This is a genomic window from Lysobacterales bacterium (genome assembly GCA_014946745.1).
Lineage (GTDB): Bacteria > Pseudomonadota > Gammaproteobacteria > Xanthomonadales > Xanthomonadaceae > Aquimonas.
Genome location: JADCRD010000002.1, coordinates 636,727 through 661,102, shown reverse-complemented (window position 1 = coordinate 661,102; position 24,376 = coordinate 636,727). Strand labels below are relative to the sequence as shown.

The following is a 24,376-nucleotide window of genomic DNA, read 5'->3' as shown; positions in this document are numbered from 1 at the left end:
TCCAGCCCAAGGACCGCCGCATGAACGCCCTGCCAGAAGACTTCCAGCGCGCCACCGAAGCGCTCTCGGCCGATGTCACCCGCCCGATTCCCGGCTCGCGCAAGATCCACGTCAGCGGCTCGCGCCCCGACCTGCGCGTGCCGATGCGCGAGATCCGCCAGTCCGATACCCCGGCCCTGTTCGGCGCCGAGCCGAACGCGCCGCTCAGCGTCTACGACACCTCCGGGCCCTACACCGACCCGGCCGCACGCATCGAGTTGACCGCGGGCCTGCCGCGCCTGCGCGAGGCCTGGATCGCCGAGCGCGGCGACACCGAGGTGCTCGCCGGCATCAGCTCGCAGTACGGTCTGAAGCGCCTGCACGACGCCAAGCTCGACAGCGTGCGCTTCCCGAACCTGCGCGCGCCGCGCCGCGCCAAGGCCGGGGCCAACGTCAGCCAGATGCACTACGCCAAGCGCGGCATCGTCACCCCGGAGATGGAGTTCGTGGCCATCCGCGAGAACCAGCGCCGCGAGGCCCTGATCGAGCAGGTGCGCGCGCAGGGGCTGGCGCGTGGACGCATGCACGCCGGCCAGGACTTCGGCGCCTCGCTGCCGGGCCTGATCACGCCGGAGTTCGTGCGCGACGAGATCGCCCGCGGCCGCGCCATCCTGCCCAACAACATCAACCACCCCGAGAGCGAGCCGATGATCATCGGCCGCAACTTCCTGGTGAAGATCAACGCGAACATCGGCAACAGCGCCGTGACCTCGTCGATCGCCGAGGAAGTCGAGAAGATGGTGTGGGCGATCCGCTGGGGCGCCGACACCGTGATGGATCTCAGCACCGGCAAGCACATCCACGAGACCCGCGAGTGGATCCTGCGCAACTCGCCGGTGCCGATCGGCACCGTGCCGATCTACCAGGCGCTGGAGAAGGTCGGCGGCCGCGCCGAAGAGCTGAGCTGGGAACTGTTCCGCGACACCCTCATCGAGCAGGCCGAGCAGGGCGTGGACTACTTCACCATCCACGCCGGCGTGCGCCTGGCCTACATCCCGTGGACCGCCAAGCGCGTCACCGGCATCGTCAGCCGCGGCGGCTCGATCATGGCCAAGTGGTGCCTGGCGCATCACAAGGAGAACTTCCTCTACACCCACTTCGAGGAAATCTGCGAAATCATGAAGGCCTACGACGTGGCCTTCTCGCTGGGCGATGGCCTGCGCCCGGGCAGCCTCGCCGACGCCAACGACGCCGCCCAGTTCGGCGAGCTGGAGACCTTGGGCGAGCTGACCAAGATCGCCTGGAAGCAAGACGTGCAGACGATGATCGAAGGCCCCGGCCACGTGCCGATGCAGCTGATCAAGGAGAACATGGACAAGCAGCTGCGCGAATGCGGCGAGGCGCCCTTCTACACCCTGGGCCCGCTGACCACCGACATCGCGCCCGGCTACGACCACATCACCAGCGCGATCGGCGCGGCCATGATCGGCTGGTACGGCACCGCCATGCTCTGCTACGTCACGCCGAAGGAGCACCTCGGCCTGCCCAACAAGCAGGACGTGCGCGACGGCATCATCACCTACAAGATCGCCGCACACGCGGCGGATCTGGCGAAAGGCCATCCCTCGGCGCAGATGCGTGACAACGCGCTGTCCAAAGCCCGCTTCGAGTTCCGCTGGGAAGACCAGTTCAACCTTGGGCTCGATCCTGAGAAGGCGCAGGAATTCCACGACGAGACCCTGCCCAAGGACGCCCACAAGACCGCCCACTTCTGCTCGATGTGCGGCCCGAACTTCTGCTCGATGAAGATCACCCAGGACGTGCGCGACTTCGCCGCCGCCCAGGGCATCAGCGAGCAGGACGCGCTGGCGCAGGGCATGCAGCAGAAGGCCGAAGAGTTCCGCGCGCAGGGCGCGGAGGTGTATCGCAAGGCATAGCGAAGCGCTGCTTCGTCGGAGCCTCCCGCGCGCAAGCGACGACGCGCTCGCGACCACGGATCACGTCCAGGGGGGACGTGATCCGTGTCGCCCCAGCCGAACAGCGCGCGCGGCCGCGGCGCTGGGCCCGATGTGTTTGTGAGTGCATCGCGCCGCGGCTGCCGGCGCATCGCCCGATCTCAGTCGAACGGCACGCGTTCGGCTGACAGCGTTGTCATGCTGGGGCGAGGCAGGCAGAATCCGGCCGGGGCGTCCGCATCGCGCGGATCGCAGGGGAGGTGAGTGTTATGGGTTCCAGCTATTCGCCGGCCGCGGCCGCTGCGGCCGACGGCGCGGGCGCAACCAACACGCGTGCGCTTGTCATCGTCACGCTGCTGTTTTTCATGTGGGGTCTGTTGACGTCCTTGAACGACGTCCTGATCCCGCACCTCAAGTCGATCTACACCCTGAGCTACGTGCAGGCGATGCTCGTGCAGTTCTGCTTCTTCGGCGCGTACTTCGTGGTCTCGCTGCCTGCAGGCGGGCTCGTGAAGCGCATCGGCTACCAGAGTGGTGCGGTGGCGGGCCTGGTGATCGCTGCCAGCGGCTGCCTGCTGTTCTACCCGGCGGCCACCAGCGGCTACGGCCTGTTCCTGTTCGCGCTGTTCGTCCTGGCCTCGGGCATCACCATCCTGCAGGTGGCGGCGAATCCCTACGTCACCCTGCTCGGTGAGCCGCGTACCGCCTCCAGCCGTTTGACTTTGACCCAGGCCTTCAACTCGCTGGGCACCACGGTGGGCCCGATCTTCGGCGGCGCCTTGATTCTCGGCGGTGCGGTCCTGCTCAGCGACGCCGAACTCGCCGCGATGGACGAGGTGCAGCGCGCCGCCCACCGTGCCGCGGAAGCGGCCACCGTCCGCGGTCCGTACCTGCTCTTGGCCGGCACCCTGCTCGTGCTGGCGATTGCGTTCGCTTTCGCGAAGCTGCCGAAGGTCGTCCACGAGGCCGACGCCGTTGACGCAGGATCCGCCTGGGACGTGCTGCGTCACCGCAACCTGCTGCTCGGCACCATCGCGATCTTTCTCTACGTTGGCGCTGAAGTGAGCATTGGCAGCTTCCTGATCAACTTCCTCGGCGAGCCGCAGATCGCTGGCCTTGACCACGCCAGCGCGGCGCACTACGTCGCCTACTACTGGGGCGCGGCGATGATCGGTCGCTTCATCGGGTTCGCGGTGATGCGCAAAGTCAGCCCCGGCCTGACGCTCGGCTTCAACGCGGCCTGCGCCATCCTGCTCATCCTCGCAGCAGTGCTCGGCCAGGGCGCGCTGGCGATGTGGGCGATCATCGGTGTTGGCCTGTTCAACTCGATCATGTTCCCCACCATTTTCAGCATCGCCCTGCACGGGCTCGGCGCGCGTACCGGCCAGGCCTCGGGCGTGCTGTGCATGGCGATCGTCGGGGGTGCCCTGGTGCCGTTCGCACAGGGCTTCGCGGCGGACAGCGCAGGCCTGCAGGTTTCGTTCGTCGTGCCGATGCTCTGCTACGGGTTCATCCTCTACTTCGGCCTGCGCTATGCGAAGGCCTTCCAGGGCAGCGGCACGACCTGAACCGGGGCAAGGCGGATCAAGCCCACGCTGACTGGGTCAACTGTCGCGAGCCCGGCACAGGTCCGGACTCGCTTCCGCTGGATCAGGCATCGCGTGCTCGATCCGCCGGCGCGCCGTCCGTGGCGCGCGGGAAGCTTCGATAAATGACAGCTTCCTCCGGTCGCAGGCAGTCCCGGCGGACATCCAGCGGCTGCAGTCCGCCGAGGCCGCCAACGCGCGCCCGGCAGGTCGCCACCGAGAAAACCGGGTCGCGATCAGCGCGCGACCTTGAGTGATCGGGCGTCGAAGTCGTAGTAGCTGACGATGGGCGCGCCGTCGGCGCCAATGGCGATCGACAGATGCTCCGCATCGATGTTCGCTTCGAGAACCGATCGCTTGTTGCCGCTGGAGCAGGCACTGTTGCCGCACTGGGTCATCACGATCTGGCCAGCGCTGAGATCTCTGTGGACGATCACGGGACGGCCGCTCCTCGCGAGCGCGATGGCGATATCGACGCCGTTGCCGGAGTCGTCAACGGTTGTGATGGTGTTAGCGCTGGTGCACGTCGCATTGCCGCACTTCGCCACCTTCACCGAGCGCGCCGTGATATCGCGATAGGCGATGACGGGAAACCCGTCAGATCCCATCACCATGGCGTTGTAGTCACCGACGGCGTTGGCGGGATCGTCGACGGTCGAAATCACGTTGCCGCTGGTGCAGGCCTGGGTGCCGCACTTCACCGTCTTCAGGGTGAAGTTCGAGGCGGTGCTGGTGTTGTAGGAAACAATCGGCAGGCCGTCGCCCCCGATCCTGATCGACGTGTTCTGGCCCGAGGTGATCACGGTGTCCGGACCACTGAGCGTGCTGGTCTGGTTGCCAGCGCTGCACCCGGCATTGCCGCACTTCACTACTTTCAGAGTCTGGAGCGAGCTGTTGAACTAGCTGACGATCGGCAGCCCGTCGGCGCCCATCGCGATCGACGAGTAGGTCGAAACGTCATCGGGCGTCTGGTCGTCGATCGTCGTGATCACGTTTCCGCTGCTGCATGCGGCGTTGCCGCACTTGACCACCTTCATCGAGCGCGCAGTACGACTGGCGTAGCTGATGACCGGCAGTCCGTCCGCGCCCATCGCGATCGATGTGCCCGTGTTTGCGACCTCCGCCCCCGCGTTGTCGACGGTGGTGATCTGGGCGGGGCCGGCGCAGCGGGCATCGCCGCACTTGGCGACCCGGAGGAAACTGGACGTCAAGTTGCCCGCCATGTAGCTGATGACGGGAACGCCGTCCCTGCCGATCGCGATCGAGGTCCAGCGCCCCGCGAACCCCGGACTGCCGTCGCCCGGACCGTCCACCGTCGCGCTGCGCAGCTCGAATCCGTCGCTGAAGATGAGCAGTCCAGTTTTCGCCTCGCCTGCGATGGCGTCGCGACGTGGCTCAGCGGCGGCAGCCCCGCCCGCGATCATCGCCAGTGAAGCAAAGAGGGCAATGCCAGTATTCCGAAGGCAGCGCACGCTGAGAGCTGGATTGCGGCCTTGCCGAGGAACTGCGATGCGGTGTTCAAGACTCGGAGACATCTTCAAGCTTCTTCCGGCGATGGCGAAGTGTTTCGCAAAAGAGCAAAACGGACTCGATAGGTGATCCCGGTGAACGTATCACACGAGGTCGAAGTCAACGCTGCAGGATTCAGCGGTACCGCGGGCCACGGGAGGTGTGCTCGCGGATCGAGCACGCGGGTGCTTGATCCAGCGTGAGTGAGTCCGGACCCGCGCCGGAATCGCGACGCCTGATCAACTCCAGGAGGGAGTTGATCAGGCCATCCCTGCTTCTTGCCCTGATGACGGTGATCAACCTCGCGCACGTGATCCTGGCGCGCGTGGGCGCACGGCGACACGCGTTCGCGATCCAGCGGGCGCTGGGCGCCGGTTCGGGGCGACTGTTTCTGGCAACGCTGCTCGATACCGTGGCGCTCGCGCTGCCCTCGGCGGTCCTGGTGTGCCTTTTGCCTTGAACGGACTCGCTCCGCAGCGCAGGCGAAGGCGCATGCAGCCTTGCGAAGGGCCCGCGAGCACGGCGCAGCAGGCCACTCATTGTGGCCCGCCGCGCTTCGGGTTCAGTAGCGACGGTCAAGGGCGAAGCGCTCACCGTCGGCCCGCACCAGCTCGCGGGCGTAGAACTCCTTCCTGAGGTCGTCATCCACCAGGCCGCGCACAGTGACCTGTTCGCCGGTGTCGACGGGAACCCTGTGCGGTCCGATGTTGACCTTGATGCTGCCGCTGGCGTCCGCGATCCGGAATTCGTCTTCATCGAGGATGCGTTCGACCGTGCCCTGGATCGTGGCGGTGGTGCCGCGGGTCAGGTCACCGATCGGTGTGACCGTGTCTTTGGCGAAGATGCTGGCCGAGGCCAGTGCCAGCAGGGCGCCGAGCAGTGCAATGCGTTTCATGCGGTTCTCCTCGGGGTCAGTCCAGCGCAATGATCAGAAGCACGAAGAAGGCAAGGCCACCGACGGTCAGCCAGGCGCGCGGCAGTCGGAACTCCAGCTCCTGTTTCAGCCAGTCGCCCAGCGTCGCCGGGCTCTGGTTGCGGGACGCGTTCTGCTGCATGTCCATGTCGATTCTCCCTGGGTTGGGGCCCGCAGCAGCGCGGGCAGGAGAACGCTAGGGGCACTCGCTGACGACAGACTGACGGCCCCGCGCCGCGCTGTGTCAGCACAGCGGCGAGCGACATCGGGTGGTGTTGAGTCAGAACGAAGCGCGGCCTCGCGAAGCGCTGCGCACCCCGGGCTGTGGGGCATGCCGAGGTCGCAGTGGAGGCAGGTGCCCTTGTACTCTCCCGGCCTTTGGATCCCGGGCTTCTACGGGTCGCCGAGCGTCCATGCACAATCTTTGCCTTGTCGAAGCCGCGGCAAGCGTTTGGCTGTGACGTTCGAATACTGGGCGAGCCGGGGGAATTCGGCGAGCTGAGACGAGATAGCCGTCCGAAGTCGAGTGAGTACCTATGCCGGTTGATTTGCTGCGCCAAGCTCTGCTTCGACTCGCAGGCCATCGATCGGCGAACGCGCTGATCGTGCTCGTCCTTGGGCTCAGCCTGGGCGCCACGGTCTGTGCCGGCCTGTTCACCCACCTGTTGATCTCCGGTGCGTTGCCGTATCCGCAATCTGATCGTCTGGTCATCGCCGAGCTGCAAGGGCCCGGACAGGACGACCAAAGCCGACAGTTCAGCTATCCGGTGCTGGAGCTGCTGCAGCGTGAAGCGCAGGGGACGCTCGCCGCATCGGTGACGCTGGACCACGCGCGTGATCTGTTGCTCTCGCATCCGGCCCAGCCCCTGCTCAATGTCACCTACGCCTCGCCCGGCTATGCGGAGCTGTTCGCACCCGCGATGGCCCTGGGCCGATTCCCGGGGGCTGGGCAGGGCGAGGACTCGCCTGCCCAGGCGGTGATCAGCCATGCGGCCTGGGTCGCCCTGTTCGACCAGCGCGCCGATGTGATCGGCCTGAACGTTCTCACGGCTATTGGCAGCTTCGAAATCGCCGGCGTTACCGCCGCCGATTTCATCGAGCCGGAGCTGCATGCGCCCGGCCATCGCACCGCTCTGTGGTTGCCCTGGGCCGCCAACCCGTCGCCGCGGCAGTGGGGTTGGACGGCGCGCACCGACACGCTGCAGCTGGTGGGTCGGCTGGGGCCGGAGCCCGATCTCGCTTTCGCAACCAGGCAACTGTCGACACGGTTCGAGCGTGGCTGGCGTGAGGCCACCGGGCTTGGGTCGAACGCACCGGCTGAGGGCGTGCCGCGCGTACGACTGGTCGAAGCGGATCGCGCCTTGGCCGGCGGTGCTATCGCCGTGGCGCCGCTGCTGCTGGCTGCAACCCTGGGTCTGATGCTGATCACCGTGGCAAACCTTGCGCACGTCGTCGTGGCCCGGGTGGCCGAGCGCTGGCATGCGTTTTCGATCCAGCGCGCCTTGGGCGCGCGCTCCGCCCGCCTGTTCCTGAGTGTGCTGATGGACGCGCTGGCACTGCTGCTGCCCTCAGCGCTGCTGGCGTTCGCTGTTGCCTGGATCGGCACGGCCCTGATGCGCACCCAGCTTGTGCACCTGCTGCCGCGAATGGATGAGCTGACGATCGGCGCGCCGGCGCTGGCCCTCAGCCTGGGCGCGGCGGTGCTGATCGCGCTGGTCTTGGCGGGCCTCGCCTATGTCGTGTGCCTTCGCGAGGGACGCGCGGGCCCAGGCCCGGCGGCGCGGGCGATCGGTGCCAGCGGCCTGCCGCGCCCTCTGCGTACGGCGCTGTTGGGCCTCCAGCTGGGTCTTGCCGGCGTGCTGATCGCGGCCAGTCTCGGCGTATTCCGTGGGGCTGTGGGCATACTGCATGAGCCCGGCATTGATCTGGATCGCAGCGCCAGCCTGTACCTCTATCAGAGGCTGGGATCGGCCGCGAGCGACGCGCCGGCCGCGCAGCAGTTCGATGAAATGAAGCGGCGCATGGCGGAGCTGCCCAGTGTGGAGAGGGTCAGCCAATCACATTCGCCCCTGCAGGATTTCATCCGCACCGCGGTTGTCTCCGATCGCTCAGCCGCAGAGTGGCCCGTCGGCCTGAAGCGGATCGATTCCGGCTATCTGGCGCTAACCGCTCAGAGTCTGGTGATGGGTCGCGGCTTCAGCACCGAAGACATCCAGCAGGGCGCGCCGCTTGCCTTGATCAATGCGTCCTTCGCGCGCCTGCTGGCTCGCGATGGCGAGGTGCTGGGCACACGGCTCACGCGAGAGGGCGGGGCCGCGCACACCGTCATTGGCGTGGTGGAGGATCGGCGCTACCCAGGTGCGGGCGCGGACGACCCGCACCTGTATCTGCCGGCAGCCCAGGCAGGCAGCAACTTCGTGCTGCGCTTTCGGCCGGGTCAGACGATGTCGCGCGCGCAGTGGGTGGCCTTTGTCGAGGCCGTCAATCCCGGACTCGGCGTCTTCCTCTATGACGATCTGAATGCCCAGAAATCGGAGCTGTTGCTGCCGCGCCGGATCGCTGCCATCGCCACCGCACCTATCGCTTTGCTGGTGATCCTTACCGCGGCCTTGGGGCTGCATGGCATGGTGGCCCATGCAGGAATTCAGATGCGGGGGGAGATCGGTGCTCGGCTGGCCTTCGGTGCGCGTCCGCGCCACGTTCATTCGGCGCTGGCGAGCCGGCACTTGCGAGGCTTCGTTCTGGGCGCTGCCCTCAGCCTCGTGGCGGCCTCGCTGCTTACCGCAACGGCATCGGCATCAGGCGTGCTGGCACTGACCGTGAGGGCGACGGATGTCGCCATTGCCTTGGGCGTGCTGGGCCTGCTTGCCTGGCTGGTCTGCGTTCTGGTGGCCAGATCCATGCTGCGGGAATCGCCGGCAGACGTGCTGCGCCGCGCAGGCTGTCAGCTTTAGGGCACCACTGATCAAGCCCACCCTCGCCTGGATCAGTGCTCGCGAGTCCGGCTCATGGCCGAGCGCGTTCGACCGCTGTGCGACGACGCTTTGGAGCGCTCGGTGACGCAGGAGCAAGCCGGATGTGCGCCAGCCTCTTGGTGGTGCAATCAGCAAAGGGCCCGCGCGAGGCGGGCCCTTTGCTGTTGTGGCGTTCGCGTATGCCGTCGCGTTCGTCGATGCGCGCAGCGGTCGGACTCAGAACGGTGGCGCTTCGCTGGCGGCGGTCTTCTTGGCTGCAGCTTTCTTTGCAGGCGCTTTCTTCGCGGCGGCCTTCTTTGCAGGTGCTTTCTTGGCTGCGGCCTTCTTGGCAGGGGCCTTCTTGACCGCGGACGGTGCCTTGGCCGCGGCGACCTTCTCGGTGGTCTTCTTCGCAGCAAAGCGGCTGCCGCGCTTGGCGCCGCGCGCAGGCGCGGTGGCCATGATGGCCTCGCAGTCGGCTAGAGACAGCGAGGCGGGCTCGACGTCCTTGGGTATCTTGCCGTTCTTCTCGCCGTCGGTGATGTAGGGGCCGTAGCGTCCGTTGACGATCTCGATCGGGCTGCCTTCGAACTTCTTGATGAGCCGGTTGGCGGCGGCTTCGAGCTTCTCCGCCACGAGCTGCACGGCGCGCGGCAGTTCGATCGTGTACGGGTCGTCCTCGGTCTTCAGCGAGGCATAGGTGCTGCCCAACTTGACGAAGGGCCCGAAGCGGCCGACGCCGACCGTGACCTCTTCGCCCTCGTGCGCGCCCAAGGTGCGCGGCAGCTTGAACAGCTCCAGCGCATCCTCCAGGGAGATCGTGTGCATGCTCTGGCCGGCGCGCAGCGAAGCGAAGCGCGGCTTGTCCTCGTCCTCCTTGGTACCGATCTGGGCAAAGGGCCCATAGCGGCCAAGGCGCACGCTCACCGGCAGGCCGGATTTCGGATCCGTACCCAGCACGCGGGAGCCGCTGGCATCGCTGCGGTCGACCGATTCGATCTTTTCCTCGATCAGCGATTTGAACGGCTTCCAGAAGCGCTCCATCAGCGGCAGCCAGTCCTCTTCGCCGCGCGACACCGCATCGAGCTCGTCCTCGAGCTTGGCGGTGAAGTCGTAGTCGACGTACTGGGTGAAGTGTCCGGCCAGGAACTTGGCCACCGCGCGACCGACGTCGGACGGGCGGAAGCGGCGGTTGTCGAGCATCACGTACTCGCGCGACAGCAAGGTCTGGATGATGCTGGCGTAGGTCGAGGGGCGGCCGATGCCGAACTCTTCCAGCGCCTTGACCAGGCTGGCTTCAGAGAAGCGCGGCGGCGGCTCGGTGAAGTGCTGGTCGATGACGATCGCCGACAGCGGCACGATGTCGCCCGGCTTCATCGTCGGCAGTTTGCGGCCCTCGTCTTCCGCGTCCGCCGACTTCTGGTCGGTGCCTTCCTCGTACACCGCCAGAAAGCCGGGGTCGATGATGGTGGTGCCGGTCGCGCGGAAGCCATGCTCGCGGCCGGCGGCGAGTTCGACGCTGACCGTGTTCATGGTGGCCGGCACCATCTGACAGGCGACGGCGCGCTTCCAGATCAGCTCGTAGAGCTTCTGTTCGTCGGGGTTCAAGTACGCAGCGACCGATTTCGGCGTCAGCTTGGCCGAGGTCGGGCGGATGGCTTCGTGCGCTTCCTGCGCGTTCTTCGACTTGGTGCGGTACTCGTTGGCGGCCGCCGGCAGGGCATCGGGGCCGAAGTCGCGGGCGATCACTTCGCGCAGCTCGGCCACGGCCTCCTGCGACAGGTGGGTCGAGTCGGTACGCATGTAGCTGATCAGGCCGACCGTGCCCTGATCGCCCAGGCTCACGCCTTCATAGAGCTTCTGCGCGACGCGCATGGTGCGGCTGGTCGAGAAGCCGAGCTTGCGCGCGGCCTCCTGCTGCAGGGTCGAGGTAATGAAGGGCGGTGCGGGGCGGCGCTTGCGTTCGCGGCTCTGCACGTCGCTGACGTGCAGGGCATCGCCGGCGGCCTTGACCAGGCGCGCGCGCGCGGCCTCGGCATCGGCGGCGTTGGTCAGGGTGAACTGCTCGACCTTTTTGCCGTCGAGCTTGACCAGCTTGGCGTTGAAGGGCGTGACCGCATGCGCGAGCTGGGCTTCGGCGGTCCAGTATTCGCGCGGCACGAAGGCTTCGATCTCTTCTTCGCGCTCGACGATCATGCGCAGGGCCGGGCTCTGCACGCGGCCGGCCGACAGCCCGCGCTGCACTTTGCGCCACAGCACCGGCGACAGGTTGAAGCCGACGAGATAGTCGAGCGCGCGTCGCGCCTGCTGGGCGTTGACGAGGTTGTCGGACACCGCGCGCGGCTTCGACATCGCTTCCTTGATGGCGCGCGGGGTGATCTCGGTGAACACGACGCGCTGCAGGGTCTTGTCCTTCAGCAGGCCGCGCTCGCGCAGCACCTCGGCGATATGCCAGCTGATGGCCTCACCCTCGCGGTCCGGGTCGGTGGCGAGGAACAGGGCGTCCGCGGACTTCGCCGCCTTGGCGATGGCGTCGACATGGCGCTCGTTGCGGTCGATCAGCTCGTAGCGCATGGCGAAGTCGCGCTCGGGGTCGACCGCGCCTTCCTTTGGCACCAGGTCGCGCACATGGCCGTAGGAGGCGAGGACCTGGAAGTCCTTGCCCAGGTACTTGTTGATCGTCTTCGCCTTGGCGGGGGATTCGACGATGAGGAGATTCTTGGCCATTTCAGTCCATCAGGGGGCGTGAGGAGGACGCGGGCGCCGCGTCCTGTCGATGCGCCCGTCATTCGAATGTGTGCAGTTAACCCGCAGGGGTTGAAGAGGCCGTGACCGGCCGGCGCCCCTCCCGGCGCGCCGCGCGAGTATGGGCTGTGCGCCTACCCCGGCTTAATTCAGTGTCAACACAGCGTCCCTTCGCAAGTCAAGCGCTGGCGGGCAGCCAGAGCCGGCCTTCGCCTGGCAGCTGCGGGTCGGCAGCGGCCAGCGCGGGGGCTTCCAGTACGGGCGGTGCAAGCTGTGCGCCACGGCTGCGTGCGCGCTCGGTGTAGTCCTGATAGGCGGGAATCGCAACGGCTGCCAGCATGCCCAGAAGAGCGATGCCGCCGAGGCCCACGACGACGATCAGGAACACGATGACGCAGCCGCCGAGTCCACGCTGTTGGCGCTCGGGGTGCGGCGTGAAGGCCCATTTGTCGACCACCAGGGTCCCCGCAACCAAGTCATGCAGCGCCCGTTTGCGGTCGGTGAAGCCGGCCATCAGAAACCCGATCCACAGGGTCAGATGCGACAGTGCGGCCGAAAACCAGCGGCCCAGCGCGCGCGCGAAGCTCAGGCGGCGACCCTCGCGATCGGTGACCTTGATGCCCAGCGCCAGTTTGCCGACGGTGGCCTGGTTCGACGAGCTCTCCATCAGCGCGTAGTACAGACCGGCCATGCCGAAGTAGATCAGGTAGAAGACGAGGTAGAAGGCGATCAGGCCGGGGTTGGGCATGCCGCTGCTTTCCTCGATGCCGCCGAACAGGCTGAAGGCGAACACGGCACCTGCGACCGCCGCGAGGATCTGCGCCACCAAGCCGATGATGAAGGTGTCGAGGAACAATGCTGCCCAACGCCGCAGGAAACCCGCATAGACCACGTCGCCCGTATCGGCCCAGGCGGATTCGAAGTCGAGTCGGGCTGCACTTGCCGCGTACGGCGAACTGGCGGGCGCCGCCGCAGGGCTGGCAACCGGTGTCACCACGGGAGACGGTGCCGGGGTCGATTGGCGCGGCGGCGCGGCGCTGACCGGGGCATTGAGTCCAAGTTCGATGCTGGCAGCCGACAGCGGCTGCCAGTCGCTCCAGCCCTCGCGCCAGATCAGGCTGTCCATGCGCAGGCGCCCTTGGCGGACATGACCGACGAGCATTGCCGCGCTCACGGGACCCTGCTGTTGGCCCTGTGCATCAACGAAGTACCAGGTGCGCCCTGGAGCTGGGGTATTCATGCGGGCCTTCCCAAGGAGTCAAACCCCGGGATGCTTCACCGCCGTGATCCGAAGGTCAAGAACAATTCTCGCGGGCGGTGCATACCGGCGACCGGGCGCCGCCGAAGAGCCAGACTCGGCGTGCTCAGTGCAGCGCTTCGCCGTCCAGCGCGAACAGATGACTCTCCATCCACGCGAACGCCGCTTCGTGGCCGGGCTGGTTGAACAGCACCATCAGAACGACCCACTTCAGATCGTCGAGGTCCAGCTCAGGCTGGTCCAGTGCCATCGCGCGGTCGATCACCTGCTCGCGCAGGCTGCCATCGAGAATGCCGATCTGCTCAAGGAACAGCAGAAAGCCGCGGGATTCGAGGTCCAGTCGCTCCAGCTCCTGCGGAGCATACAGCCGCAGCGGGCCGGTCACGGGGGCCAGGCTGCCTGCGCCAGCGCGCAGCTGTTCAAGCCCATCGAGCCAGTCGAAGGCCTTGCTCACTTCAGCGGGGCTGAAGCCCGCCTGGATCAGGCTGGCCTGCAGGGAGTCCCGGTCGCGCACGGCGTCGGGATCATCGTAGAAGTAGTTCTCGAAGAGGTAGAGCAGTACGTCCAACAAGGTCTCTTTCATCCAGCCTCTACCTGCGCCGGCGCGCGCGATTCAATCAGGAAGGCCGCCGGGCGTAGCGGCCGTGCTGTGCGCTGACCACTCCCTCCAGTTCCAGCATCAGCAGCATGGAGGACAGCACCCCCACGGTCAACCCGGTGCGCTCGGCCAGCACATCGATGCCGACCGGGTCGTGGCCCAGGGCCGCGAGAAGCTGGGCGCGTTCGGGGTCGGCCTCGATCGAGGCGCTGGTCGCCGCAGCCGGGGCCTTGGCGGCGTGCTGCAGGCGTCCGCGCAGGCTGATTGCCAGCCGCTGGGCGGTGGGCCCCAGGGCGTCAACCACCTCGCCAGCGGTTTCGATCAGCGCTGCGCCCTCGCGGATCAGGCGGTGGCAGCCGCGCGCCAGTGGATTGTGGATCGAGCCGGGAACGGCGAAGACCTCGCGGCCGGCTTCGCTGGCGTAGCGGGCGGTGATCAGGGCGCCGCTGCGCTGTGCGGCTTCAACCACGAGGGTGCCCAGCGCCAGCCCGGCGATGATGCGATTGCGACGGGGAAAGTGGTCAGCCCGCGCGGCCGTGCCAGGGGCGAACTCGCTGACGATGCAGCCGCACTCGCGCAGGCGCCCGGCCAGCGCCCGGTTGCGCGCCGGGTAGACGATGTCTGGCCCGGTGCCGACTACCGCCACGCTGGGCTGCCCTGAGTCGAGGGCGGCGATGTGGGCTGCGGCGTCAATGCCTTCGGCCAGCCCGCTGGTGACGACGAGGCCGCTGCGCGCGAACGTGGCGGCGAAGTCGGCGGCGATATCGCGACCGCCCGGCGTCGGATTGCGACTGCCGACGATCGCGATTTGCGGATGCCACAGCAGGTCAGCATTGCCGCTGACGAACAGCACCGGCGGCGCGGCGGTCAGCTCGGCCAGCAGGGACGGATAGTCGGCCTCGCCAAGCTCGATCAGCCGATTGCCGGGCGTTGCCAGCCAGTCCGCATCGGCAGCCTCGCGCGCCGGATCGCGGCGAAGGAAGCTCTCAGCAGCGGCGTCGCCGACACCCAGAGCCCGCAGCGCGGAGGCGTGGCCCACCTGCAGTCGCTGCGCGACCTGGTCATCTTCCAGCGCCAGACGCAGAACGCGCCCCGGAAGCGGGGCGCGAACGGCAGCGAACCAGACCTCGGGACGCAGCTTCAAGGACGTCAGGGCAGGCGGTCAGGCGCCTTGGCAATGTTGTCGACCCCGGCCGGGCGGATCGCATCCATCACCAGACCGTAGCTCACTTTGTCGAAGGTGCGGAAGATCATCACGTGGCCGACAAACTCGTCGGGCAGCTTGACCTGCCGCGAAGGCAGGTTGGCGGTGAAGTCGGTGCGGTTGGCGATGCGGTCCGCCACGCTGTCGCCTTCGTCGTAGAGCGCGAACACGTGGCCGTTCTCGATGCCGTCGCGCGCGCCGGCTGAGAGTGCGACCACGTCACGCGGCCCGGCGATGCGGTAGTAGTCGGTCACCGCCAGCACACGCATGTTCTCGGGCACGCGCTCCGGCGCGCGCGGAGTGAAGTACAGATCGAACGCAGGCTCCTGCACCGGCATCAGCAAGTCGCCAGAGCGAACTTCCTTGCCTTCGGGAGCCAGCAGCAGGGTGGCGGGGTCTCCCGCGACCGTGACTTCGGCCGTGGTGATGTCGGCCACTTCCCAGCCCAGCACCTCGAAACCGTTGTCGGAGGCGGCGTAGTAGGCCCATTCGATGCCAACGGTTTGCGGCGTCAGGCCGTCGCGCGCGTTCCAGTCGTCCTTCTTCAAGCGCGGCTTGCCGGTGCCCGGGTGGGGATGCACCGCGTAGCGCACCGTGGGGCGCACGATGGCCCAGCGCTGCCCGGGCTGGAAGTCAGCACCGCGGGCGTAGATCACTTGTCCCGAGGCGGCACGCAGTCGGTTCTCTTCCATCGCGAGCACATAGGGCAGGCCCTTGGGCTCTTCGTCGAGCACCCGCATGCGCTTCAGGAAGGCCTCGACCTCGTGCAGCGGGATGGTGCGGATCGCATCCTCGGCCTCGCGGCGGACCTGCGGGTCGCGGCGATCGACGCCCAGCACCGGGCGACCGTCGAGATAGGCCAGGCTGATGACATCACCCGGGTAGATCAGATGCGGGTTCTCGATCTGCGGGTTGGCCTGCCAGATTTCCGGCCACAGCCAAGGCTGCTTCAGGAAGCGGCCGGAGATATCCCACAGGGTGTCGCCCTTCTGCACCACATAGGTGTCGGGGTGGTCCTCGCGCAGCTGCTGGGCCGCCACGCAGGTGGCAAAGGTCAGCACGGCGACGGCGAAAACTGAAAGCAGTTTTTTAAGCATGGCGGCCATCTACCTGATTTACCAAGCAGGTTTGTCGGCACTATAGCGTAAAGATTTGTGGATTAGAAACGGTTCAGGTTCACACAATGGAGTGAGCCATGTGCTCCACCGGGCCCGCAGCGACGGTCGCCGCGGCCCAGCGTTCAAAGTGTCGCTGCTATAGTCCTGCCCTTCAGTCACTTGATTCCAGGCGCGTTCGCGCCGAGGTAGCGGCCATGGCCACGCTTCCCATCCTTGAGTTTCCGGACCCGCGTCTGCGCACCCGCGCCCGCGAGGTGCTGCCGGTCGATTTCACGCCTGCGCTGCAGCAGCTGATCGACGACATGTTCGAGACCATGTACGCCGCGCCCGGCATCGGGCTCGCCGCGTCCCAGGTCGATCACCACCTGCGCTTCATGGTGATGGACATCAGCGAGGACAAATCGCAGCCGCGCGTGTTCATCAACCCGCAGATCATCGAAAGCGATGGTCACCAGGTCTACCAGGAAGGCTGCCTCTCAGTGCCGGGCATCTTCGCTGACGTGACCCGTGCAAACCAGATCACCGTTCGCGCGCTCGATCGCCACGGCCAAAGCTTCGACCTGAAGGCCGACGGCCTCTTGGCTGTTTGCATCCAGCACGAGATGGACCACCTCGACGGCAAGGTCTTCGTTGATTACCTGTCGCCGCTCAAGCGCGATCTCGTGCGCAAGAAGCTGGCCAAGCAGCGTCGCGGCGCCGCTTGATCGAACCTGCAGCGGGCGCGTCGCGCCCGCGGAGACGCTCTGCCATGACGAAGCCCCTGCGCCTGGTGTTCGCGGGAACGCCAGAGTTTTCCGTGCCGCCGCTGGAGTGCCTGCTGGCCGGCCCCGATACGCTGCTCGCGGTCTACACCCAGCCGGATCGGCCGGCCGGCCGCGGTCGTCAGCTGCAGCCGAGCCCGGTCAAGCAGCGCGCGCTGGAGGCTGGCATCGAGGTGCGGCAGCCGCTCAACTTCAAGGACCCGGAGGAGCGCGCGCGCCTCGCCGCGCTTGCGCCCGACCTGATGATCGTCGTTGCCTACGGCCTGATCCTGCCCCAGAAGGTGCTGGACATCCCGCGCTACGGCTGTTGGAACCTGCACGCGTCACTGCTGCCGCGCTGGCGCGGTGCGGCGCCGATCCAGCGCGCGATCGAGGCGGGAGATGCCGAGACCGGCGTCGATCTCATGCAGATGGAGCGCGGCCTGGATACCGGCCCGGTGCTGCTGGAGCGGCGCACGCCCATCCACACCGACGATACGGGCGGCAGCCTGCACGATCGCCTCGCCGGGATCGGCGCCGAGCTGCTGGTGGAAGGCCTCGCGCGACTGCGCGCGGGCGCGGCCCTGCCATCTCAGGTTCAGCCGGAGCAGGGCGTCACCTACGCCTACAAGCTCGACAAGTCCGAAGCGCGGCTCGACTTCAATCAGCCGGCGCTCGCGCTTGAGCGCCGAGTGCGCGCATTCAACCCCTGGCCGATCTGCGACTGCGAACTGGCCGGCGAGCGCTTGCGCGTGCACGCAGCGCAGGCCATCGACTCGCAGAGCAGCGCCGTGCCCGGCACCGTGCTGGCGGCCAGTGCGGCGGGCATCGATATCGCCTGTGGTGCCGGCGCGTTGCGCCTGATCCGCGTTCAGCGCGAGGGCGGGCGCGCCCAGCCGGTCGCCGACTATCTCAACGCGCGGCGCACGCCGCTGCTGTCGTGAGCGACGAGCGCCCCACCCGGCCGGCGCGATCCGCGGCGGCGACCGCAGCGCGCGAAAGCGCTGTGCCTGGCGCTATGGTCCGCGCCACAGCGGCGCGGGCGCTGACGGAGGTCACCGGCGGTCGTTCACTGAAGGCGGTGCTGACCCAGAGACTTCCCGGCTTGCGCGACAGTCGTGACCGTGCGCTCTGTGAAGCGCTCTGCCACGCAGTGCTGCGCCGACGGGCGCGCGACGCCGCGCTGCTCGAAGCCCTGCTCGACAAGCCGCTGGCGCCGGCCGCCCGCAACATCGGCCTGCTGCTCGCGGTCGGCTTCGCCCAGCTCGAAGCGCTGGGCTTGCCCGAGCATGCGGCGGTCGCTTCCACCGCTGAAGCCGCGCGCGTTCTCGGTTTTCCCCGGCATGTGGGCCTGGTCAATGCGGTGCTGCGGCGCTTCCTGCGCGAGCGCGCCCAGCTACCGGCTGGCAGCGCGATGCAGCAGGCGGCGCAGGCGCATCCCGCATGGCTGCTGGAAGCGCTGCAGCGCGACTGGCCTGAAGAGTTCGAGAATCTGCTGCTGGCCAATCTGCGGCAGGCGCCGCTGTGGCTGCGCGCGCGCGGCGGTGCTCAGGCCTCGGCGCAGCTGGCGGAGGATTTCGCCGCCGCGGGTCATCCGGTGGAGCGCGTGGAAGGCTCGGCCCTGTGCCTGCGCGATGCCGGCGATCCCACGCGCCTGCCGGGCTTCGCGCGCGGCCGCTTCGTGGTGCAGGACGTCGCGGCGCAGAACGCGGTCGCCGCGCTCGCCCTCAAGCCCGCCCAGCATGTGCTCGACGCCTGCGCCGCGCCCGGCGGCAAAGCCGCGCAGATCGCCGAAGCCGACGTCAAAATGGTGGCGCTGGACAGCGATCCCAAGCGTCTGCAGCGGGTGCGTCAGACCTTCGAGCGTCTCGGCCTTCACGGCGACCTGCGTGCCGCCGATGCGGCTGAGCCTGCGCGCTGGTGGGACGGTCACGCCTTCGACGCGATTCTGCTGGACGCGCCCTGCAGCGGCACCGGGGTGATCCGCCGCCAGCCCGACATCCTGCTGCACCGCCGCGCCGAAGACGTGCCCGCGCTGGTCGCCCAGCAGGCGCGCCTGCTGCGCGCGCTGTGGCCTTTGCTGGCTCGGGGCGGGCGCTTAGTCTATGCGACCTGCTCCGTGCTGAAAGACGAGAACGAGCGCCAGATCGATGCCTTCCTCGCGGCCCATGCCGATGCCGAAGCCCTGCCGCTCGACGCACGCTTCGGCCGGGCCAGCGGTGCCGGCGCGCAGCGCCTTGCGGGCGAGGGCGACGGTGACGGCTTCTTCGTCGCCGCGCTGCGCAAGCGCTGAAGTGCGGCAGCGCGGCGCCGCCGGGCTGCTGCTTCTGTTGCTGGCGGCCTGTGGCGCTGACGAAGCGCCGCAGGCACAGATCGAGGACGTCCGCCGGCTGCAGCGCGGCGACAGCCTGCAGCTCGAGGTCCAGCAGCGCCTTCAGTTCCAGCCGATCATGCTGGAGGCACTCGCCAACGGCATCGGCCTGCGCCTCGACTACGAATTGCGCTTCTGTGAATCCGGAGAGCGGGCGGTGCGCAGCCTGTGGCTGCGCTACTACCCCTTGGCCGGGGAGTACGAGATGCGCTGGGAGGGCGACACGCAGGGCCGTCGCTTCGCCCGTCGCGGCGCCCTGCTGGCCGCACTGGATCGCATCCGCATCGAACTGCCGCCGCCGGCCGCGCGCTGCGCGCTGCAGTTGAGTCTCGAGCTTGAACGCTCAGCCCTGCCGGCGCCGCTGCGCTTTCCCGCGCTCATCGGTCTGCAGGACTGGCGCCTGGCCTCGAAGCCCTACCTTCTGCCGGCGATGCCTGCGCCATGACACCGGGCCGGCCTTCGCCACGCTGGCGCCTGCCGCGTCGTACGGGGCCGCTGCTGCTCGCGCTCGGTGTGCTGGTGCTGATGTTCTCCGCGCTCTACCTAGCAGCCAGCGCGGAGGGCCTGGGTGCACGTTTCGCCGGTCTCTACCCTTGGGTGTTCCTCGGCGCCGGCGCAGCGGTGCTGCTGCTGGCCCTCGCAGTGCTCGGCCGGCTGCTGAAACTGCGCCGGCAGCTGAGAACCGGCGAGCCTGGCGCACGCCTGACGCGGCGTCTGCTGGTGCTGCTGCTGGCGCTGTCGGTGCCGCCAGTTCTGCTGGTGTTCGCGTTCTCCGCGCGATTCGTCGGCGCCAGCGTCGACAGCTGGCTGCGTGCCAACAGCGTTGAAGCGATGGACAGCGCCCTGGAGCTGGCCCGTCTGCAGCTGGAGGACCGTCGCTCGGATGCGCTGCAGCGCGCCGAGCGTGCGCTGCAGCGCATGCGCCGCGACCGTTTCGATCTCGCCGGTGCCATCGAGCAGTCGCTGGATGAAGTCGACGCCGCCCAACTGGCGCTGTTCGAGAGCGACGGACGCATCCGTCACATCGCTGCCGCGGCGCCCGGCCTGCTGCTGCCCTCACCGCCCGACGAGGATGCGCGCGCTGCGCTCGGCGCGCGCGGGCGCCTGATCGACCAGATCCGCGTTGGCGAGCTCGACTACCTGCGCGTACTGCAGGATCCCGGCTTCGAGAGCGGTCAGGTGCTGCAGGCGCTGTTCGCGCTGCCGCCGCGGCTCGTCGAGCTCAGCGGCAAGGTCGAAGCCGCCGCGTTCGGCACCCGTCAGGCGCTGTTCCTGCGCGATCAGCTCAAGCTGACCTTCGTGCTGATCCTCAGTCTCGTGGCGCTGCTGTCGGTGTTTCTCGCCGTGCTCATCGCTTTCGATCTGGCGCGGCGGCTGGTCTCACCCATCGGTCGGCTGTCGGCGGCGACGCGCGCGGTGGCCGCCGGCCATCTGGAGCCGGTGGACGTGCCGCCGCGCGGCGATGAGTTGGGCTTCCTCGTCGAAAGCTTCAACCGCATGACGGTCGAGATCGCCGCCAGCCGCGAGCGTGCGGCCGCCAGTGCCGCCGAAACCGAAGGCCAGCGCGCCTTTCTTGAGGCCGTGCTCGCGCGGCTGTCGTCGGCGGTGCTGGTGTTCGATGCCTCCGGCATCCTGCGCGGAGCGAACCCGGCCGCCGCGGAACTCGCATCAGCACCGCTCGGTGCGCTGCATGGCCTCAGCTTGGATGCACTCGAACAGCGCTGCCCCGCACTGGTCGATGTGCTGCGTCTGGCCGGGCAGCGTCTGCGCGAAGACGCGCCCGAATGGCGCGAGGAATGCGCGATGGATGACAACGGGCAGCGGCGCCTGCTGCTGGTGCGTGGCGCGCGTCTGCCCGACGCAGGCCAAGTGCTGGTGATCGACGACACCAGCCACATCGACCGCGCGCGCCGGGATGCGGCTTGGTCCGAGGTTGCGCGTCGGCTGGCGCACGAGGTGAAGAATCCGCTCACGCCCATCCAGCTCTCGGCGGAACGCCTGCGGCGCCGCGTGCTGCCGCAGCTCGCGCCGGCCGAAGCCGAGGTGCTGGACCGCGCCACGCATACCATCGTGGCCCAGGTCGATGCCTTGAAGACCCTGGTCAACGCCTTCGGCGAGTACGCGCGCCCGCCCCAGCTCAGCCTGGTCGAGACTGACATCGTCGCGGTGGTGAACGAGGTGCTGGAGCTGTATGAGCACGATCCACGCCTGCAGCTGCAGCGCGAGTTCGCGAGCCCGCTGCCGCGTCCGCGCGCTGACGCCGGGCGGCTGCGCCAGGTGTTGCACAACCTGCTGAAGAACGCCCTTGAAGCCAGCGCTGAGCGACCCGCGCTGGCGGTCTGCATTCGGCTTGCGACGCAGCGACAGGCTGACCGCGACTGGCTGGACTTGAGCGTCGAGGACGATGGCCCCGGCCTGCCGGAAGGCTTCGCCAGCGACTGGTTCGAGCCCTACCGCAGCAGCAAGCCCAAAGGCTCGGGTCTGGGGCTCGCGATCTGTCGGCGCATTGCCGAGGAGCACGGCGGTCAGCTGCTGGCCGAGAACCGCAGCGACGGCGGCGCCCGCTTTGTTCTGCGGCTGCCGTGTTGAGAGCTGGGATTGGGGATTCGGGATTCGGGATTCGCTTGGGCTGAGGGCGGTCCTGAGTGCCTGCGGTCCGTCGTATGCCTTGCTGAACGGCGAATGGCGGAGTGCCGCTGGGCGCCCAGCATCGCGCGCTGCCCGCTGGGTCAATCCCCAATCCCCAATCCCTAATCCCCGCCTTTACGGGCGTATAGTCCGGCGCACATGTCCACCACGGGGGAGGCCACGGCATGCACAGCATCCGACAGATTCTTGAAGGCAAGACCGCGCAGGTCGTCTGCGTGACCGAGCAGACGCCGGTGCTGGAGGTGATCCGGCAGATGGCCGAGCATGGCATCGGCTCGGTGCTGGTGATGCGCGGCGACCAGCTGGTCGGCATCGCCACCGAGCGTGACTACGCGCGCAAGGTGATTCTCAAGGGGCGCAGTTCGCAGGACACGCCCGTGGCCGACATCATGTCGAGCCCGGTGCTCACCGTGAGCCCTGGCGAGGACATCCGCCGCTGCATGCAGATCGTCACCGAGAAGCGCATCCGCCACCTGCCCGTGGTGGACGGCGGCAGCGTGGTGGGCCTGATCTCGATCGGCGACCTGCTGAAGTGGGTGATCCGCGAGCAGGAGCAGGAGATCGAACAGCTGCAGCAGTACATCGCCGGCTGAACTGCGCGGGTTCTTGGCCGGCTCGCGGGTGCCGCAAACAATCGGGGCGCCCTGCGGCGCCCCGAAGTGCTGTGAGCCTTTGGACCGCGACTCAGTCGTTCTGGAACTCCGCAAGCGCCGCTTCAGCGTCACGCACCAGCAGGCGGTTGACCGCCGCGATGTCCTTGACGTCGATGACGCCGGCGGCCTGCTTCAGCGCCAGCCCGTTCACCAGGAAGTTGTGGCGGGCGTTCGAATAGTCACGCTGGGCGCTGGTCAGCACCTGCTGCGAGAGCAGCACGTCGACGATGGTGCGGGTGCCGACCTCGAAGCCGGCCTCCGTCGCCTCAAGCGCGCTGCGCGCGGACACCAGCGCCTGCGCGCGCGCCTCGATCTCGGAGATGCCGGCCAGCACCGCGCGGTAGGCGTTGCGGGTCTGGCGCGTGACCGCGCGGCGCTCCTGCTCCAGGCGGTCTTCGTTGGCATCACGCGTGTACACAGCCTGGCGGACCTGCGACTGCACGCGGCCACCGGTGTACAGCGGGATGTTGAGGTTCACGCTGATCGAGCTGCCCAGGGTCTCACTGCCCGTGGGGCGGGTCAGGCCAGAGGCCAGCACCGCGTCGCCCCAGCTGGGGCCGCCGTTGCGTCCGGCGGTGAGCCCAAGTGTCGGCAAGTGGGCTGAGCGCGCAGTCGCAATGTCCTGCTGTGCCGCTTCCAGCGCCAGGGCGCGTGAGCGCAGCACCGGGTTCTCGTTGATCGCAGTCTGCACCCACTGATCGAGATTGGCCGGCTCGGGCATCGAGGGGCGGAAATCCTCGTCGAGACCCTGCAGGTTCTGCAGGTACTCGCCGGTCAGCTCGGCCAGGGCCTCGCGCGCATCGTCCAGCGCGTTGGCGGCGTTGATCGCGGCAGCGCGAGAGGCGTCGTAGCGGGCACGCGCTTCGTGCACGTCAGTGATCGCGGTCAGGCCGACCTCGAAGCGCTGCTCGGCCTGGTCCAGCTGGCGCTTGACTGCGCGCTCGTCGGCGCGGGCGAACACCAGGCTGTCGACCGCGGTCAGGGTGGTGAAGTAGGCCTGAGCCACACGCAGGGCCAGGCCATCGACCGCCGCATCGTAGTCGGCATCGGCGGCACCAGCACGCGAACGGCTTGCACGCAGGCGAGTGTAGTTGCTGTGGTCGTACAGGCTCTGCTGGAGGTTGATGCTCCAGTCCTTCGATCGTGATTCGCTGCGCGAGATCTCGCGGCCGAACAGGAATCCGCCGTCGAGGTCCTCGGTGATGGTGAAGCGTGAGCTCTTGCCCGAGCTGTCGCTGAAGCCTGCCGAGGCACCCAACTGCGGCAGCAGCGCCGACCGGCTCTGCACCACGCCCTCACCCGTGGCCATGCGCTGGGCTTCGACGGCAGCCAGCTGCGGGTCGCTCTGCCGGGCGAGCTCGTAGGCCTGCATCAGGTCGGCGGCGCCGGCGCTGCCAGCGGCAGCAAGGGCGAGGGCGAAACTCAGGGGACGCAGGCTGGGCAGTCGCATGGCAGTTCCTTTGGCGAGCGTGGGGCGTCAGGGTCGGACTACAGCGCGAAGCGCTGCACCGGCTCGGCGCCGTGGAGGTAGGGGACGTCGGTTTCGAACAGGCTTTCCACGGCCCAGCCGTGCTCGGCGCGGGTGTAGAGCACCGCTTCCTGCACCGGGCTGTGGCCGCGGATCGCGAACAGCTTGCCGCCGGGTCGCACCCAGCTCAGAAAGCGCTCGGGCACTTCAGCGACGGCGCCACCGATGGCGACCGCATCGAACTGCCGAGCGGGCTGGAAGCGCAGCGCGCAGCCGGCTTCAAGGTTGATGTTGGCGAGGCCTGCGGCCTGCAGGCGGGCGCGGGCGCGATCGACAAAATCGGCGTGCACGTCGATGCTCTGCACGGCCCGCGCCAGCCGCGCGAGGCAGGCGGTGAGGTAGCCGGAGCCGGTGCCGATCTCCAGCACCTCGTGCTCGGGGGACAGATCCAAGGCCTGCAGCAGGCGGCCTTCGATCACCGGCTTGAGCATGAATTCGCCGTGCTCCAGCGGCAGGGCCAGATCGGCGTACGCCAACTTGCGGTGGCGGGTGGGGGCGAAATCCTCACGCCTGACCGAGCCGATGACGTCAAGCACGCGGAAGTCCAGCACCTCCCAGGGGCGGACCTGCTGCTCGACCATCGCAAAACGGGCCTGCTCGAAATCAACTGCCATGT

General features: G+C 68.0%; 21 protein-coding genes. 10 read left to right on the top strand and 11 right to left on the bottom strand.

The genetic code is table 11. The features are described 5' to 3' along the window. Positions 1-20 precede the first annotated feature (20 nt). On the top strand, positions 21-1,916 hold the full coding sequence (gene thiC, locus H4O13_14975) for a phosphomethylpyrimidine synthase ThiC (GenBank protein MBE5316692.1): 1,896 nt from the start codon (positions 21-23) through the stop codon (positions 1,914-1,916). Positions 1,917-2,203: 287 nt separating this feature from the next. Then, entirely contained in the window at positions 2,204-3,502 is a 1,299-nt protein-coding gene (locus H4O13_14970) for a sugar MFS transporter (protein MBE5316691.1), read from the top strand. A gap of 254 nt (positions 3,503-3,756) precedes the next feature. On the opposite strand, the gene H4O13_14965 is transcribed toward H4O13_14970, so the two are convergent. Continuing rightward, positions 3,757-4,323, bottom strand: coding sequence for a hypothetical protein (locus H4O13_14965; GenBank protein ID MBE5316690.1), 567 nt, complete (start codon positions 4,321-4,323; stop codon positions 3,757-3,759). A gap of 96 nt (positions 4,324-4,419) precedes the next feature. Then, a complete protein-coding gene (locus H4O13_14960; GenBank protein ID MBE5316689.1) occupies positions 4,420-5,055 on the bottom strand; it encodes a hypothetical protein in 636 nt (211 codons plus the stop codon). 260 nt (positions 5,056-5,315) lie between these two features. On the opposite strand from H4O13_14960, the gene H4O13_14955 reads away from it, so the two are divergent. Then, complete coding sequence (locus H4O13_14955; GenBank protein MBE5316688.1) at positions 5,316-5,489, top strand: hypothetical protein; 174 nt, start codon at positions 5,316-5,318, stop codon at positions 5,487-5,489. 102 nt (positions 5,490-5,591) lie between these two features. Here H4O13_14955 and H4O13_14950 read toward each other — a convergent pair whose 3' ends face one another. Both H4O13_14950 and H4O13_14945 read right to left on the bottom strand, forming a co-directional pair. After that, positions 5,592-5,924, bottom strand: a complete 333-nt coding sequence (locus H4O13_14950; GenBank protein MBE5316687.1) for a NirD/YgiW/YdeI family stress tolerance protein — start codon at positions 5,922-5,924, stop codon at positions 5,592-5,594. 16 nt (positions 5,925-5,940) lie between these two features. Continuing rightward, positions 5,941-6,090 (bottom strand): hypothetical protein, encoded by a 150-nt coding sequence (locus tag H4O13_14945; protein MBE5316686.1) that lies wholly within the window; start codon positions 6,088-6,090, stop codon positions 5,941-5,943. Positions 6,091-6,478: 388 nt separating this feature from the next. Between H4O13_14945 and H4O13_14940 the strand changes: the two genes are divergently transcribed. Then, complete coding sequence (locus tag H4O13_14940; GenBank protein ID MBE5316685.1) at positions 6,479-8,896, top strand: ABC transporter permease; 2,418 nt, start codon at positions 6,479-6,481, stop codon at positions 8,894-8,896. A gap of 237 nt (positions 8,897-9,133) precedes the next feature. On the opposite strand, the gene H4O13_14935 is transcribed toward H4O13_14940, so the two are convergent. The 5 genes from H4O13_14935 to H4O13_14915 form a co-directional block, all read right to left on the bottom strand. Further along, positions 9,134-11,623 (bottom strand): DNA topoisomerase I, encoded by a 2,490-nt coding sequence (locus H4O13_14935; protein MBE5316684.1) that lies wholly within the window; start codon positions 11,621-11,623, stop codon positions 9,134-9,136. Between the two features lie 196 nt (positions 11,624-11,819). Next, a complete protein-coding gene (locus H4O13_14930) occupies positions 11,820-12,881 on the bottom strand; it encodes an RDD family protein (GenBank protein ID MBE5316683.1) in 1,062 nt (353 codons plus the stop codon). 124 nt (positions 12,882-13,005) lie between these two features. Continuing rightward, positions 13,006-13,482: a DUF494 family protein gene (locus H4O13_14925; protein MBE5316682.1), complete on the bottom strand. Its 477-nt coding sequence runs from the start codon at positions 13,480-13,482 to the stop codon at positions 13,006-13,008. Positions 13,483-13,516: 34 nt separating this feature from the next. After that, positions 13,517-14,635, bottom strand: coding sequence for a DNA-protecting protein DprA (gene dprA, locus H4O13_14920; protein MBE5316681.1), 1,119 nt, complete (start codon positions 14,633-14,635; stop codon positions 13,517-13,519). An 11-nt stretch (positions 14,636-14,646) separates the two neighbouring features. After that, positions 14,647-15,798 carry a LysM peptidoglycan-binding domain-containing protein gene (locus tag H4O13_14915; GenBank protein MBE5316680.1) on the bottom strand — a complete coding sequence of 384 codons (1,152 nt, stop codon included), beginning with the start codon at positions 15,796-15,798 and terminating at the stop codon, positions 14,647-14,649. A gap of 98 nt (positions 15,799-15,896) precedes the next feature. On the opposite strand from H4O13_14915, the gene def reads away from it, so the two are divergent. The 6 genes from def to H4O13_14885 all read left to right on the top strand — a co-directional run bounded on the left by def (position 15,897) and on the right by H4O13_14885 (position 22,172). Further along, positions 15,897-16,523, top strand: coding sequence for a peptide deformylase (def, locus tag H4O13_14910; protein MBE5316679.1), 627 nt, complete (start codon positions 15,897-15,899; stop codon positions 16,521-16,523). 44 nt (positions 16,524-16,567) lie between these two features. Beyond that, positions 16,568-17,503 carry a methionyl-tRNA formyltransferase gene (locus H4O13_14905; protein ID MBE5316678.1) on the top strand — a complete coding sequence of 312 codons (936 nt, stop codon included), beginning with the start codon at positions 16,568-16,570 and terminating at the stop codon, positions 17,501-17,503. Positions 17,504-17,577: 74 nt separating this feature from the next. Next, a complete protein-coding gene (gene rsmB, locus H4O13_14900) occupies positions 17,578-18,852 on the top strand; it encodes a 16S rRNA (cytosine(967)-C(5))-methyltransferase RsmB (GenBank protein MBE5316677.1) in 1,275 nt (424 codons plus the stop codon). 1 nt (position 18,853) lies between these two features. Beyond that, entirely contained in the window at positions 18,854-19,375 is a 522-nt protein-coding gene (locus H4O13_14895; GenBank protein ID MBE5316676.1) for a DUF4390 domain-containing protein, read from the top strand. Beyond that, on the top strand, positions 19,372-21,519 hold the full coding sequence (locus H4O13_14890; GenBank protein MBE5316675.1) for a HAMP domain-containing protein: 2,148 nt from the start codon (positions 19,372-19,374) through the stop codon (positions 21,517-21,519). The genes H4O13_14895 and H4O13_14890 overlap by 4 nt, the downstream gene beginning before the upstream one ends. 224 nt (positions 21,520-21,743) lie before the next feature. Then, positions 21,744-22,172, top strand: a complete 429-nt coding sequence (locus H4O13_14885) for a CBS domain-containing protein (GenBank protein MBE5316674.1) — start codon at positions 21,744-21,746, stop codon at positions 22,170-22,172. A 91-nt stretch (positions 22,173-22,263) separates the two neighbouring features. On the opposite strand, the gene H4O13_14880 is transcribed toward H4O13_14885, so the two are convergent. Then, positions 22,264-23,682, bottom strand: coding sequence for a TolC family outer membrane protein (locus H4O13_14880; protein ID MBE5316673.1), 1,419 nt, complete (start codon positions 23,680-23,682; stop codon positions 22,264-22,266). A gap of 38 nt (positions 23,683-23,720) precedes the next feature. Beyond that, positions 23,721-24,374, bottom strand: a complete 654-nt coding sequence (locus tag H4O13_14875; GenBank protein MBE5316672.1) for a protein-L-isoaspartate O-methyltransferase — start codon at positions 24,372-24,374, stop codon at positions 23,721-23,723. Between the last annotated feature and the right edge of the window lie 2 nt (positions 24,375-24,376).

What these genes read in the sequence shown, in the direction of transcription:
- H4O13_14945 (MBE5316686.1), bottom strand. Translation starts at nt 6,090, where the DNA reads ATGGACATGCAGCAGAACGCGTCCCGCAACCAGAGCCCGGCGACGCTG.
- H4O13_14970 (MBE5316691.1), top strand. Translation starts at nt 2,204, where the DNA reads ATGGGTTCCAGCTATTCGCCGGCCGCGGCCGCTGCGGCCGACGGCGCG.
- rsmB (MBE5316677.1), top strand. Translation starts at nt 17,578, where the DNA reads ATGGTCCGCGCCACAGCGGCGCGGGCGCTGACGGAGGTCACCGGCGGT.
- H4O13_14880 (MBE5316673.1), bottom strand. Translation starts at nt 23,682, where the DNA reads ATGCGACTGCCCAGCCTGCGTCCCCTGAGTTTCGCCCTCGCCCTTGCT.
- H4O13_14950 (MBE5316687.1), bottom strand. Translation starts at nt 5,924, where the DNA reads ATGAAACGCATTGCACTGCTCGGCGCCCTGCTGGCACTGGCCTCGGCC.
- H4O13_14875 (MBE5316672.1), bottom strand. Translation starts at nt 24,374, where the DNA reads ATGGCAGTTGATTTCGAGCAGGCCCGTTTTGCGATGGTCGAGCAGCAG.
- H4O13_14940 (MBE5316685.1), top strand. Translation starts at nt 6,479, where the DNA reads ATGCCGGTTGATTTGCTGCGCCAAGCTCTGCTTCGACTCGCAGGCCAT.
- def (MBE5316679.1), top strand. Translation starts at nt 15,897, where the DNA reads ATGTGCTCCACCGGGCCCGCAGCGACGGTCGCCGCGGCCCAGCGTTCA.
- H4O13_14925 (MBE5316682.1), bottom strand. Translation starts at nt 13,482, where the DNA reads ATGAAAGAGACCTTGTTGGACGTACTGCTCTACCTCTTCGAGAACTAC.
- thiC (MBE5316692.1), top strand. Translation starts at nt 21, where the DNA reads ATGAACGCCCTGCCAGAAGACTTCCAGCGCGCCACCGAAGCGCTCTCG.
- H4O13_14955 (MBE5316688.1), top strand. Translation starts at nt 5,316, where the DNA reads ATGACGGTGATCAACCTCGCGCACGTGATCCTGGCGCGCGTGGGCGCA.
- H4O13_14885 (MBE5316674.1), top strand. Translation starts at nt 21,744, where the DNA reads ATGCACAGCATCCGACAGATTCTTGAAGGCAAGACCGCGCAGGTCGTC.
- H4O13_14905 (MBE5316678.1), top strand. Translation starts at nt 16,568, where the DNA reads ATGACGAAGCCCCTGCGCCTGGTGTTCGCGGGAACGCCAGAGTTTTCC.
- H4O13_14935 (MBE5316684.1), bottom strand. Translation starts at nt 11,623, where the DNA reads ATGGCCAAGAATCTCCTCATCGTCGAATCCCCCGCCAAGGCGAAGACG.
- H4O13_14890 (MBE5316675.1), top strand. Translation starts at nt 19,372, where the DNA reads ATGACACCGGGCCGGCCTTCGCCACGCTGGCGCCTGCCGCGTCGTACG.
- H4O13_14930 (MBE5316683.1), bottom strand. Translation starts at nt 12,881, where the DNA reads ATGAATACCCCAGCTCCAGGGCGCACCTGGTACTTCGTTGATGCACAG.
- H4O13_14915 (MBE5316680.1), bottom strand. Translation starts at nt 15,798, where the DNA reads ATGCTTAAAAAACTGCTTTCAGTTTTCGCCGTCGCCGTGCTGACCTTT.
- H4O13_14960 (MBE5316689.1), bottom strand. Translation starts at nt 5,055, where the DNA reads ATGTCTCCGAGTCTTGAACACCGCATCGCAGTTCCTCGGCAAGGCCGC.